This window comes from Clostridium estertheticum, assembly GCF_026650985.1.
Lineage (GTDB): Bacteria > Bacillota > Clostridia > Clostridiales > Clostridiaceae > Clostridium_AD > Clostridium_AD estertheticum_C.
In genome coordinates, this window is sequence record NZ_CP086239.1 from 301,696 (window position 1) to 314,371 (window position 12,676).

Annotated in this window: 14 protein-coding genes and 2 pseudogenes; all 16 read left to right on the top strand. The window is 30.6% G+C overall.

Annotation, left to right across the window (positions count from 1 at the left end; all coding sequences use genetic code 11):
* Window positions 1-4: 4 nt before the first annotated feature.
* A pseudogene (radC, locus tag LL038_RS01360) lies at window positions 5-553 on the top strand (RadC family protein); the annotation flags it as partial.
* Window positions 554-707: 154 nt separating this feature from the next.
* Window positions 708-1,808, top strand: a complete 1,101-nt coding sequence (locus LL038_RS01365) for a tyrosine-type recombinase/integrase (protein WP_216119690.1) — start codon at window positions 708-710, stop codon at window positions 1,806-1,808.
* Between the two features lie 7 nt (window positions 1,809-1,815).
* Window positions 1,816-3,699 carry a tyrosine-type recombinase/integrase gene (locus LL038_RS01370; protein ID WP_375292991.1) on the top strand — a complete coding sequence of 628 codons (1,884 nt, stop codon included), beginning with the start codon at window positions 1,816-1,818 and terminating at the stop codon, window positions 3,697-3,699.
* Window positions 3,689-4,072 (top strand): DUF6262 family protein, encoded by a 384-nt coding sequence (locus LL038_RS01375; RefSeq protein ID WP_216119692.1) that lies wholly within the window; start codon window positions 3,689-3,691, stop codon window positions 4,070-4,072. The genes LL038_RS01370 and LL038_RS01375 overlap by 11 nt, the downstream gene beginning before the upstream one ends.
* An 18-nt stretch (window positions 4,073-4,090) precedes the next feature.
* Complete coding sequence (locus LL038_RS01380) at window positions 4,091-4,894, top strand: TIR domain-containing protein (RefSeq protein ID WP_216119693.1); 804 nt, start codon at window positions 4,091-4,093, stop codon at window positions 4,892-4,894.
* 86 nt (window positions 4,895-4,980) lie between these two features.
* Window positions 4,981-5,121 (top strand): annotated as a pseudogene (locus tag LL038_RS01385) (JAB domain-containing protein); the annotation flags it as partial.
* Between the two features lie 20 nt (window positions 5,122-5,141).
* Window positions 5,142-6,149, top strand: a complete 1,008-nt coding sequence (locus LL038_RS01390; RefSeq protein WP_216119694.1) for a rod shape-determining protein — start codon at window positions 5,142-5,144, stop codon at window positions 6,147-6,149.
* Between the two features lie 2 nt (window positions 6,150-6,151).
* Window positions 6,152-7,000, top strand: coding sequence for a rod shape-determining protein MreC (gene mreC, locus LL038_RS01395; protein WP_216119695.1), 849 nt, complete (start codon window positions 6,152-6,154; stop codon window positions 6,998-7,000).
* A gap of 10 nt (window positions 7,001-7,010) precedes the next feature.
* On the top strand, window positions 7,011-7,502 hold the full coding sequence (gene mreD / locus LL038_RS01400) for a rod shape-determining protein MreD (protein ID WP_216119696.1): 492 nt from the start codon (window positions 7,011-7,013) through the stop codon (window positions 7,500-7,502).
* Window positions 7,503-7,791: 289 nt separating this feature from the next.
* A complete protein-coding gene (gene minC, locus LL038_RS01405; protein ID WP_216119697.1) occupies window positions 7,792-8,424 on the top strand; it encodes a septum site-determining protein MinC in 633 nt (210 codons plus the stop codon).
* 13 nt (window positions 8,425-8,437) lie between these two features.
* Window positions 8,438-9,241, top strand: coding sequence for a septum site-determining protein MinD (gene minD, locus LL038_RS01410; protein WP_216119698.1), 804 nt, complete (start codon window positions 8,438-8,440; stop codon window positions 9,239-9,241).
* A 12-nt stretch (window positions 9,242-9,253) separates the two neighbouring features.
* Window positions 9,254-9,517 carry a cell division topological specificity factor MinE gene (gene minE, locus LL038_RS01415; RefSeq protein WP_216119699.1) on the top strand — a complete coding sequence of 88 codons (264 nt, stop codon included), beginning with the start codon at window positions 9,254-9,256 and terminating at the stop codon, window positions 9,515-9,517.
* A 91-nt stretch (window positions 9,518-9,608) separates the two neighbouring features.
* Window positions 9,609-10,724, top strand: coding sequence for a rod shape-determining protein RodA (gene rodA, locus LL038_RS01420; protein WP_216119700.1), 1,116 nt, complete (start codon window positions 9,609-9,611; stop codon window positions 10,722-10,724).
* A gap of 66 nt (window positions 10,725-10,790) precedes the next feature.
* Window positions 10,791-11,165: a methylglyoxal synthase gene (locus LL038_RS01425; RefSeq protein ID WP_071613636.1), complete on the top strand. Its 375-nt coding sequence runs from the start codon at window positions 10,791-10,793 to the stop codon at window positions 11,163-11,165.
* Between the two features lie 142 nt (window positions 11,166-11,307).
* A complete protein-coding gene (locus tag LL038_RS01430; protein WP_216119701.1) occupies window positions 11,308-11,691 on the top strand; it encodes a hypothetical protein in 384 nt (127 codons plus the stop codon).
* 49 nt (window positions 11,692-11,740) lie between these two features.
* Window positions 11,741-12,601 carry a M50 family metallopeptidase gene (locus LL038_RS01435; protein WP_216119702.1) on the top strand — a complete coding sequence of 287 codons (861 nt, stop codon included), beginning with the start codon at window positions 11,741-11,743 and terminating at the stop codon, window positions 12,599-12,601.
* The last annotated feature ends 75 nt before the right edge of the window (window positions 12,602-12,676 follow it).

A 12,676-nucleotide genomic window follows, 5' to 3' on the forward strand; every position in this document is an offset into this window, starting at 1 on the left:
GTTTATGGGTATGACGTTCAAAATTATGGATTTGCCTCAAAATGAGAGACCAAGGGAAAAATTGTTAAGATACGGTGCTGAAACTTTATCTAGCAATGAACTATTAGCTATAATACTTAGGGTAGGATCAAAAAATGAAAATATTATAAGTCTTTGTAGTAGAATAATTTCGCAGTGTGGTGGACTAAATGGACTTCTCGGTTCAAGTGCAGAGGAATTTATGAATTTAAAAGGTGTTGGAAATGCCAAAGCGACACAACTTTTAGCACTTGTAGAAATTTCCAAAAGATTTAGAAGCTATAAATCAGGAGAAGAATATAAAATTACATCACCAAAAGATGTAGCAGAGTATCTTATGGAAGAAATGAGATACTTAAAAAAGGAATATCTTAAATTAGTTATGCTCAATACAAAGAATGTAATTATTAGCATAAAAGATATCTCGATTGGTAATTTGAATACTTCTATAGTTCATCCAAGAGAAGTTTTTTACGAAGCTATTAAAAATTGTAGTGCTTCCGTTGTTATTTGTCACAATCATCCGTCAGGGGACCCAATAAACTGAGTATTTATAATGAGGGTATTTAAAGTACACAAAGAATTAATAAATAAGTGATTATGTTCCTTGTATACTATTTTAACAAATGCTATAATTCAAAGTAATTAAAGTAGTTAAGGTAGAGTAGATGGAGGGATAATTTTAAAATATGAAAGTACAAAAGATATATGTAGAGAATAAACCATATCCATTATACATATTGATAGATGATGAATTTAAGGTAGTAGATAAGGTGATGAAGTACATAAAGTTTTTAGATAATACAGGAAAAGCACCGAATACTATCAAGGCATATGCCTATCATCTAAAATTATATTTTGAGTATCTAAAACAGATAGGAAAAGAACCTGATCGAGTAAGTTTTGAAGATATATCAAACTTTGTAGGGTGGCTAGGAAGCCCGACAGGGCAAGTGAATGTTTATCACATAGCTCCACAGGAAGCTATAAGAGCTGAAACAACTGTTAACGTAATTATAAATGCTGTAATGAGTTTTTATGATTACCTAGAGAGGTTGGGAGTGTTTGATGGTACTTCAACATTCTATAACGAAACAAGGTCTCCCAAAACTTATAAGAGCTTTTTATATCATGCTACAAAAAACAAGGCTCAGAAAAGAAATATATTTAAACTTAAAGTTAAAAAGAAGTTAATTAAGGTATTATCTCAAGAACAGATAAAAACCTTGCTCATTGCATGTAACAATAAAAGGGATAAAATAATTTTGATGTTATTGTATGAGGGTGGATTAAGAATTGGAGAAGTTTTAGGACTTCGACATGAAGATGTTGTTACATGGGATAACCAAATTAAAATAGTTCATAGAGATTATAACGTTAATGAAGCATTTGCAAAATCTAAGAGAGAAAGAGTAGTTGATGTTAGCAAACAATTAATGAGTCTTTATACTGATTATATTATTTACGAATATGACGATGAGGTAGGCGGTGACTATGTATTTATAAATTTAAGAGGCCCGAATTATGGAGAACCACTTAGATATCATAGTGTGTTAGATTTGTTTATGAGATTAGAGAAAAAGACAGGTATAATAGTGACACCTCATATGCTAAGACATACACATGCAACAGAGCTTATCAGAAACGGTTGGGATGCCGCTTATGTTCAGAAAAGATTAGGTCATGCAAATGTTCAAACGACAATAAATACTTATGTTCACTTGTCCAATGATGATATGAAAGGTAAATATCAAGAGTATCTACAAAGGAGTGAGAACAGAAGTGAATAGTTTAAGTATGATATCAAGTCTTGCAATAAATAAAAAGATTCAGACCATGCAGGAAGCTCTTCAAGGATATTGGGCTGATGATAGATGGGATATTAAATTATGTCCATTAAAGTCGGCTGATGAATTAAGAAATAAAGTTTTAAGCAATAGGTGGATTAATTTTAATGTAATAAAAAATCCATGGATAAAGGTAGAATTAAAGTTTTTTTACTACATTAACATGATGAATGAAATATGGAAACCTAAAACTGTTTGGATTAGAAAAGGGACAGTTATAAACAGTTTAATTGAATTTTTAGATAGAGAATACCCAAGTATAGGCTCTATATCAGAAGTACCATTAGAAAAGGCTATAATCCAATATAGAACGTATTTAGTGGATAAGGGTATTAAGATAACCACTATTAATAAAAAACTGAATTTAAGACAAGAAATGATAACCATTGAAGCTGATAGTTACTATATAACCAACTTTAAACAGTTTATAAAATTTTATGAGGATTATTACTTTGAGGGTGAGGAATGGGACAAAGATGTGTGGGATAGGAGAAAAATGAATTTAACTGCTGATAAAGTCAATCCTACACAGTATGAATATACTATAACTTTTAAAGAAATTCAAAACATATATTTTAAGAGGTTAACTAAAAGATTTTGTAGACTTCAAATGAATACAATGAGTTTCTCGCACTGTAAAGATTATGCTCAGCATAATAAAGTATTCTTTAATTTCTTGAGTAATAAGTACCCTGGCATAGGGAAAATTAAAGACATTAACCGAAGTATGGTAGAAAGTTACTTTAGTTCTTTGACAATTCAAGGATTATCACCACATACATTTAACGGTTATAAATCGTCATTATCAAAACTTTTTGAAACAATGCAAATGTTTGAATGGGATGATGCTCCAGTAAAGAAGCTAATATTTCCAGAAGATTATAGCAAGGGGATTATTAAAAAACCAAGATTCATAGATGAATATGTGCTTGAACAATTAAATAAGGTTGTACACGAACTTCCCGATTATATTGCTAGAATGACGTTGATTTTGCAGGAATGTGGAATGAGAATAAGTGAATTATGTACACTTAAAATAGGCTGCTTAATACAAGATAAAGATAAGGATTGGTTCTTACAGTATTATCAATGGAAAATGAAAAAAGAGCATATTATTCCTATTTCTAAGGAAGTTGCTGAGTTAATTGGCATACAAGAAGTGGTAACAACTAATCGGTTTAATGGTAAAACAGAATATTTATTTCCTAGAGAAGATGGAAGTCCATTAAAACAAGATACATTTAGACGAGAGCTAAACAAACTTGCTTATAGTAAAAACATAGTAGATAGAAATGGGAAAGTGTTTAGGTTCCAGGCTCACGCATTTAGGCATACCGTAGGTACGAGGATGATTAATAACGAGGTACCTCAATATATAGTACAAAGGTTTTTAGGCCATGAATCACCTGAAATGACAATGAGATATGCTCATATTCATGATGTAACAATGAAAAAAGAGTTTATCAAGTTTAAAGAAAAATTTGTAAACAATCAAGGCTTTCTTATTGATGAGGAAGATAAAGAAGTTGATAATGCTGACCTACAATGGTTTAAAAAGAATATTAATGCGCAAGCACTACCAAATGGTTATTGTAGGTTGCCGGTGCTTTCAGGAGCGTGTCCACATGCTAATGCATGTTTAGATTGTACGCACTTTTGTACTAACAAAGTATTCATTAAAGAGCATAAAAATCAGTTGCAGAAGACTAAGGAAGTATTGGAAATTGCTCAAAATAACAATTGGGTTAGGCAAATAGAAACTAACATTAGGGTAAAAGAACGGCTAGAAGCCATAATTTTAACATTGGTAGGTGATGAAAACCATGAACAATAAAAGAAATACAGAAGCTATCGTTAAAATTGCTAAAAAGAAATCTGATGAAACTAGATATAAAGTAGAAAAAACAATTCCAAGATTGATATTGGAAGGCTTAACAATTAATTTCAATGTAGTTAGCAATGAAGCAGGCGTATCGAAGGCGTGGCTTTATAATAATGAAGATATAAGAAGAAGAATAGAGGATATTAGGGATAAACAGAAAATATATCCTAAACGTACCCTAAAGGTCTCTAACGAGCGGTCAGAGGCCTCTAAGGATGCTATTATTACTACCTTTAAAGAACGCATAAAACAATTGGAAAATGAGAATAAGCAACTTCATAAACAGTTAGAAATGACGTATGGGACTATATATAATAAACTATAAAAAAGTGGGAGGGCTAAAGTGAACGACTTTTTTGTTAAAACAGCCAAAGAACTTTTAGATGAAGGTGAGAAGTTTAATTATGATAACTTCTGTGTGAAATCAGAATATGGGTATGTTTCCATTATTGATAGTGAATATACATCATGGAAAAGCATGGTCGAAAATTTTATAGTAGAGGTTTTTACTAAACAAAGTGTTGTGTATAAAACCTTTCTAGAAGCTGAAAAATTTAGGGTTATTGACAATGGCATTGAAATATTCAATAATGCACACAATATAATAATTGCTTCTTTGAAAACTGCATTGAAAGAATTTCAATTTAGAGATTATGTTAAAGAAAATGAAGAAGAACAGTTGGTTATACAAAACAATAAGGTTTTTGTGGTGCATGGTCATGATGAAAGTTTAAAAAATCAACTTGTTATTTTACTTGGAGAATTAGGTCTTGAGCCAATTATTCTTCATAGGCAATCAGATGGTGGATCTTCTACAATTATAGAAAAGTTTGAAAAACATAGTGATGTAGGATATGCTTTTGTACTATTAACTCCTGATGAGTTTGCTTATTCTAAATCCGAAGAGAATTTACTTGAGAAAGATAGAAAAAAAGAATATAGGGCAAGACAAAATGTAATATTTGAACTAGGGTATTTCTTCGGAAAATTAGGAAGAACAAGGGTTACATGCATATACAAGAAAGGTGTTACTGTCCCTTCTGATTTACAGGGGATTATATATAAAGAGGTTGTAAGCGATGTAGAGGAAAAAGCAAGGGAAATAATGAGGGAATTAAAAGAAGTGGGATACCAAGTAAAAATATAATAAAAAAATTAATGCAACGTTAAAGACATGTACATAAAGTTGTAAGTGTAAGGTGTCAATGTATTGTTACATGGTACTCATGATAAGACCCAACCCCTAGTAAGGAAGACATAAGTATTACTATAAGACTTAAGGAATGTGGTAAATTACTAGGAATAGAGCTACTTGATCATATAATTATTGGTAATGGGGTTTATACAAGTTTAAAAGAAAAAGGAATGCTTTAGATACGAAAGGAGAAATTATAATGGGAATATTCGGAACGTCTCGTGATATGGGAATAGATTTAGGAACAGCAAACACATTAGTTTACTTGAAGGGGAAAGGAATTGTTTTACGAGAACCTTCTGTTGTAGCTATAAATATAAATACTAATAAGGTTCTAGCCGTTGGTGAAGAAGCTAAACAAATGATAGGTAGAACTCCAGGTAATATAGTTGCAATTCGTCCTATGAAGGATGGAGTGATTGCAGATTTTGATATTACTGAAAAAATGCTTAGACACTTCATAAACAAAGTTAGTCCAAAAGGATTTACAAGTCCAAGAATTGTAGTTGGATATCCGTCTGGCGTAACTGAGGTTGAAAAAAGAGCAATAGAGGGAGCAACTAAAAGTGCAGGGGCACGAGATGCATATTTAATGGAAGAACCATTTGCAGCCGCTATTGGTGCTGGATTACCTGTAAATGAACCAACTGGAAGTATGATAGTGGACATTGGAGGCGGAACTACAGAGGTTGCCATAATTTCACTCGGTGGAATTGTAACGTGTAAATCTTTAAGAGTTGCAGGTGATGAGTTCGACCAAGCTATAATAGCTTTTGTTAAGAAACAATACAGTCTTATGATAGGTGAGAGAACTTCAGAAAATATTAAAATGGAACTTGGATCAGTATATGAGCAAGAAGATGATGATATGAGCATGGAGATAACAGGAAGAGATTTAATAACAGGACTTCCAAAAGTTATAGAAGTAACACAAAAGGAAGTAAGAGAAGCACTCAGTGAACCGGTTCAATCAATAATTGAAGCAATAATAACAACCCTTGAAAAAACCCCACCAGAACTTGCATCAGATATTATGGAAAAAGGAATTATGTTAACTGGTGGAGGAGCGCTTCTAAAAGGAATAGATGCACTTATCAACAGGGAAACACATATGCCTGTACACATAGCTGAAAACCCACTTGATTGTGTTGCTATAGGAGCAGGAAAAGCTCTCGATAATATAGATGTTATGAGTAAAAGAAGGTAAATATGAAATTTATAAAAAACAAACTGGCAGTAGTAATTATATTACTGTCAGTTACCTTTTTATCACTAATAGGTTATAGTGTAAACCGAGATAAAATGTCTTTTGTAGAAAATGGTGTTGGGGTAACAATAAATTCAGTACAAGGTGTGTTTTTTAGTGGTTTTTTTAAAATAAAAAATTCCTTTAGATTTATAACTAATATCTCAAATGTTAAAACAGAGAATGAAGAACTTAGAAAAACTAATAGTGAGCTCCAAAGTAAGGTCATAGAGTACAGTGCTTTAATAAAAAAGAATGAAAGAGTAAGTAAAATATTTAAATTTTCAGATAAAAATGCCCAATATAATTATGTAGGTGCTGATATAAACGGACTTGTAGCAAATAGTTTTTCAGATGGATTTTCAATAAATAAGGGTGAAACGAGTGGAATAAAAAAAGGAATGGTCGCTATTACTGGAGATGGACTTGTAGGACAAGTTAAGTCAGTCGGCGATAATTGGTCAATAGTACAATGTCTATCTAATGAAAATATTGCAGTGGCAGGTCTTGTTGATAGCACAAGGGATAATGGTATTGTAAAAGGATATACGGATGCAAATAATAAATCACTTGCACAAATACAGCGTCTTTCTTTAGAGTCAAAAATAAAAAAAGGTGATGATATAGTAACTTCTGGACTTGGAGGATCATATCCATCTGGAATAAGAATTGGTAGTGTTCTAAGTGTTCATGAAGATAAAGGTGCAGTAATGAAAGGGGCTATAATAAAACCATATGTTGATTTTTCAAAGATAGAAGAGGTTTTCATTGTGGTACCAACAGATACAAAAACTGGAGAAATAAAATATTAGGAGTTGTATTATGAAGAGAATATTAACAGTAGTATTTTTATGTATTCTATTTCTAATATTAGATAATACTTTAATGCCTTTACTTAAGATTAATGGTGTATATCCAAGCTTACTATTTACATTTGCACTGTGTTACTCTATTGTTAGTTCTCCAAGAGATGCAGTTATAATTGGTGTTTTCACTGGAGCGCTACAGGATGTGTATTTCTTAAATGCGATTGGAATCAATATGCTAAGCAATATGCTTATGTGTTTTGTTGCTGCGAAAATAGGTAAAAATATATTTATTGAAAAATCATTTTTCCCAATAATATCATCTTTTGTGTTAAGTTTAGTAAAGGGGTTAATACTATTTTCTATCTTGTTTTTTATAAAACAAGATGTATATATGAGAGTAATAATATATCAGGCAATATACAATTTAATAATTTCTATTTTTATGTATAAGTTTACGTATAAATTATCCCAAAAGGAATATATGAAGAGAGAGTGGGGATTTTAAGGAAAGTACTTTTAGTTTATTATTAAAAGGTTGGTAGAATACTTAGCAAATAAACTCTGACAAATTTGTTTGTTGGAGTTTATTTGATTTTATAAGCATGAATATATATATATATAAATATTAATATTAAAATTAAGCAGGAATTTACTTGTATTGTGTTGAAATAATATGATAAGTTAAGTTATGTAACAGTTCAATTATACAGAAAAATAATTAATAATTGATTTAGGGACTTTTTATTTATTTTAGTGTCCCACACACCCCAGATGAGAGCTAGGAGGTTAAAATTATGGTTACAGATAAAATAGTTATTAAAGGAAATAAAGAAGGATTAAATGTAGTTATAAATATGAACCATTTTAGTGATTTTGATGATATGTTAGAGTCTTTAATTGATAAGCTTGCGCAGGGAAGAAAATTCTACAAAGGTAGCACACTAAAAATAACTACTGAGCTAAAATACATAAATGAGAGGGAAAGTAGAAAATTAAAGGAAATATTATTTGATGAATTTCTAATTAGTGATTGTATTTTTCAAAATCAAGAAGAACCTATTGGAAATGTGTTTACTGGAATATACGAGGGAAGAACTAAATTTTTGAGAAAAACAATAAGAAGTGGACAAAGTATAAATTATCCTGGTAATATAATTATAATTGGTGATGTAAATCCAGGAGCCGAAATATATGCAGCAGGAAACATAATTGTATTTGGTACATTAAGAGGAGTTGTTCATGCGGGTTCTAATGGTAATGATAAAGCTATAATTGCCGCATTTAAGTTAGAACCTCAAATACTTCAGATTGGTGACATTGTAACAAGGTCTCCTGAAGATGAAGTAAAACCTAAATATCCTGAGGTAGCAAAAATTAAAAATGGAAATATTATTGTAGAACCGTATTTACCTAATAAATATATTTAATGGAGGAGTTCACATGGGAGAATCTATAGTTATAACTTCGGGTAAGGGTGGCGTAGGTAAAACGACGACCACAGCAAATATAGGAACAGCTATCGCATCAATGGATAAGAAGGTTGTAGTAATTGATGGAGATACAGGACTTCGTAACCTCGATGTCTTGATGGGACTTGAAAATAGAGTGGTTTTTACATTAGTAGATGTTATAGAAAAAAAATGTAGATTAAAACAAGCCTTAATAAAAGATAAAAGATTTAATAATTTATTTCTATTGCCAACGGCTCAAACAAGAGATAAAAATGACATTAATATAAAAGATATGCTCATGGTTGTAAACGAGTTAAAAGAAGAGTTTGATTATGTTATTATAGATTGTCCTGCTGGAATTGAGCAAGGGTTTGAAAATGCTATAGTTGGAGCAGATAGAGCTATTATAGTTGTAAATCCAGAGCTTACATCTGTTAGAGATGCAGATAGGGTAATAGGGAAATTAGATTCTAAAGGAATTGATAGGCATGAGGTTGTAATAAACAGGATGAATTATGAAATGACAAAAAATGGGGATATGTTGTCTGTAGATGATATTATAGAATGCCTTGCAATTAAATTAATTGGAGTTGTGCCAGACGATAGGAAGGTTACAATTTCTACTAATAAAGGGGAGCCGATTGTTTTAGATGACAAGTCAATTGCTGGACTCGCTTTTAAGAACATAGCAAGGCGAATAATGGGCGAGGAAGTGACCTATGCTTCACTGAATGGATCATCAAGTGAGGCAGGCTTTTTTGCTACTTTAAAAAGAATGTTTAAAGCGATATGAGGGGGGATATAGATGAATGTATTGAAAATATTTTCTAATAAGATTTTCTCAAAGGATATTGCAAGTGATAGATTAAAACTAATTTTAATACATGATAGAGCAGACATTTCGCCTGATTTTTTGGAAATGATTAAAAGTGACATACTACAGGTAATTTCAAAATACGCTGAAATAGAAACTGGAGATATAGAGGTTAGATTAACAACAAAAGATGAGTATGAAGGAAATTCACCAGCACTAATTGCCAATATACCAATAAAAAAGATAAAAAGATAAGGGATCTAAGCTATGTATAATTATCAACTTATGCATAGCTATTTTATTTTTATATGATATAATCATATTTGAGATGGAGGTAGGTTTAATCATGAAATTTCTACAAAGCCTAAGATTTAATAAGAAACTTTTAAGAGAATTAGATTATGTTACAATTATAATTACGATTTGTATCGTAATTTTTGGATGTGTAAATATTTATAGTGCCACGGTAAAGAATTATGAAACTCACATTTTTAAATTGCAAATCATATGGTTTATAGTAGGTCTTGTTGTGATGTGTATTCTTTTGGCTTTTGATTATATGTTAATAGAAAATTATGCTGTTATAATATATTGGGCAAGCATTATACTGCTAATAATTGGTGATGTTTTTGGAAAAGTTACTAATGGTGCAAATTCTTGGATAAATATTGGCCCGGTCAATATACAACCCTCAGAATTCGCTAAAATTGGTATGACAATAATGATTGCTAAGAAATTAGATGAAATGGAAGGGAAAATCAATGATCCTAAAAATCTGCTAGAGTTAATATTTTATGCGGCAGTGCCAATGTTATTAATTGTTATTCAACCGGATATGGGAATGACTATGGTTAGCTTTTTTATAGTGCTTGGTATATTTTATTGTATAGGACTAAATTATAAAGTGATAATTGGAGGAATAACTTCAATTTTGATTTTAGTTATTGGTGTATGGAATTCACCACTAATGCAATCTTACTGGAAAGTAAGACTTTTATCAGTCTTTACACCTGGCAAAAATGTAACAGGTGCTGGACTTCAACTGGATCAATCAAAACTTGCTATAGGTTCAGGAGGAATTTTTGGACGTGGATTTGGAAACGGAGTGCAATTTAATTCTATTCCAGAACATCATACAGATTTTATTTTTGCGGTTTTATCAGAGGAATGGGGACTTATTGGTGCATTATTGTTACTGTTATTATATGGTGTTCTTATATATAGATTAATAAAAATTGCGAAAGAATCTAAGGATATCTTTGGAACTGTATTATGTGTGGGGTATATTTCGAGTTTGCTGTTTTTAATAATGGAAAATATCGGGATGACCATTGGACTTATGCCTATTACAGGAATAACCCTTCCATTTGTGAGTTATGGTGGGAGTTCGATGCTGACATGTTTTATATCACTAGGACTTGTGTTAAATGTAGGGATGAGAAGAAATAAAATAAACTTTTGATGATATTTCAGCGCTATATGCGATGATTTAATATATTTTATAAAAATTACACTAGGGGGGAAAGATATGAGAATAGCATTAGTAGCACATGATAAAAAAAAGGAAGATATGATTGACTTTGCAAAACGATACAAGGATATTTTAGCTAAACATGAATTATATGGAACTGGTACAACAGGGAAATTAATAAATGAAGAAGTTGGTCTTCCTGTTACTAGATTTTTATCAGGACCACTCGGAGGCGACCAACAAATAGGTGCTAAACTTGCTCAGGGTGAAATGGATATGATAATTTTTCTTCGGGATCCACTAACACCTCAACCTCATGAACCTGATATTTCAGCACTTCTTAGGTTATGCGATGTACATTGCATTCCGCTTGCTACAAATTTAGGTACAGCTGAAGTTTTGATGAGAAGTTTAAAAGATCGTGAATATTAATAATATATGATTGGGAGCACTGTATTTATACAGTGCTTTTCTTGTTTTAGATGATTAATATATCTTTTTTCTTATAATTTGTAATATAAATGCTGAAAATTAAATATATATAAAGAGTAAAAGATTGTATAAGGGGGAGCAAATGGGAAATTATAATACGCAGTACCAAAGCTATTATAATAATTTAGCTAGAAGGCAAAGAGGTACAAATAAATTTCATAGTGAAAACTATAAACATAGCAGTGTATCAGATTTATATATAAAGAGATTAACAAGGGAGTTAATTGGAGTTCTTACATTATTCATTATTGTTTTGCTTCTCAAAGTAGTTATTACACCGAAAACACAATTTGCATATAATTATTCTAAGGAAGCGATAAATAAACAATATAATTATAGTATATTACTTGGAAAAGTAAGGGACATTAGATTTAATGATGTGAAAACAATTACGATAAAATTTTTAGATAAAGTTAAAAGTACGATACCTAAGGAAAATGGAATAAATAATAATATTAATTTTTAGTAAATGGAGTGATTTTTTTGCATCTTTAGTAATTGCTTTGGGGGATTAATTGATAAAAATAAGTAAGTTATTTATACCGTATATTATTTTGCTAATAGTATTAGGATTTAAAGGGAAATTAGTAATATCTTTTGTTTTCGTATTCCTCCATGAGTTAATGCATTATTTAACTGCAAGAATTTTAGGGTTTTCTGGTTTTGATATAGAAATACTTCCTGTAGGTGCAGTACTTAAGCTTAAAGACTTAGATGAAGCAAATGCCAAAGAGGATTTAATAATTTCTTTATCAGGACCATTACTAAACTTATTACTTGCATTCATTTTTTATATTCTATTTATAATATTTAAAAGGCCTTATTTTGATTTGATTTGTAATAGCAATTTAGCAATAGGTATATTTAATCTTATACCAGCTTTCCCATTAGATGGGGGGAGGGTGCTTCGTGATATGCTTAGTTTTAATAATATCTATAGAAGAGCTAATGAAATCACAATTAGGGTTAGTATGATTCTTGGAAGTGTTTTTATGCTTATATATTTTATAAGTGTATCTGCAAATAGGGGGAATTTTAATTTAGGCTTAATTTCAATATTTATTTTAATATCTTCAATTAAAGAGAAGGAAAGGATAGTATATTTGATTATGGGCTACATTATTAAGAAAAAATATAGATTTATAAAGCGAGGATATGTGGAGAATAGAAGTATATCTATTTTTTGTGAGAAAAGCTTATTATATGTTTTAGGAATAATTGATAAAAATAAATATAATTTGTTTACTGTACTTGATGGAAATATGTGCGTAATCGAGACATTGTATGAGGAAGAAATAATCGAAGCAATAAAAACATATGGTAATATAAGTTTAAATGAATATATTGATATTAAAAAATTAAAACATATTTTATGATATATCTTGCATCAAAATGATCAACCTATTATTAGGTTGGTTATTTTATTTTAAAGGATAAAAATTTTTAGTTTT

Excerpts from the sequence above, each read along its gene's own strand:
- LL038_RS01365 (WP_216119690.1), top strand. The coding sequence starts at position 708 with ATGAAAGTACAAAAGATATATGTAGAGAATAAACCATATCCATTATAC.
- LL038_RS01370 (WP_375292991.1), top strand. The coding sequence starts at position 1,816 with ATGATATCAAGTCTTGCAATAAATAAAAAGATTCAGACCATGCAGGAA.
- LL038_RS01375 (WP_216119692.1), top strand. The coding sequence starts at position 3,689 with ATGAACAATAAAAGAAATACAGAAGCTATCGTTAAAATTGCTAAAAAG.
- LL038_RS01390 (WP_216119694.1), top strand. The coding sequence starts at position 5,142 with ATGGGAATATTCGGAACGTCTCGTGATATGGGAATAGATTTAGGAACA.
- mreC (WP_216119695.1), top strand. The coding sequence starts at position 6,152 with ATGAAATTTATAAAAAACAAACTGGCAGTAGTAATTATATTACTGTCA.
- mreD (WP_216119696.1), top strand. The coding sequence starts at position 7,011 with ATGAAGAGAATATTAACAGTAGTATTTTTATGTATTCTATTTCTAATA.
- minC (WP_216119697.1), top strand. The coding sequence starts at position 7,792 with ATGGTTACAGATAAAATAGTTATTAAAGGAAATAAAGAAGGATTAAAT.
- minD (WP_216119698.1), top strand. The coding sequence starts at position 8,438 with ATGGGAGAATCTATAGTTATAACTTCGGGTAAGGGTGGCGTAGGTAAA.
- minE (WP_216119699.1), top strand. The coding sequence starts at position 9,254 with ATGAATGTATTGAAAATATTTTCTAATAAGATTTTCTCAAAGGATATT.
- rodA (WP_216119700.1), top strand. The coding sequence starts at position 9,609 with ATGAAATTTCTACAAAGCCTAAGATTTAATAAGAAACTTTTAAGAGAA.
- LL038_RS01425 (WP_071613636.1), top strand. The coding sequence starts at position 10,791 with ATGAGAATAGCATTAGTAGCACATGATAAAAAAAAGGAAGATATGATT.
- LL038_RS01430 (WP_216119701.1), top strand. The coding sequence starts at position 11,308 with ATGGGAAATTATAATACGCAGTACCAAAGCTATTATAATAATTTAGCT.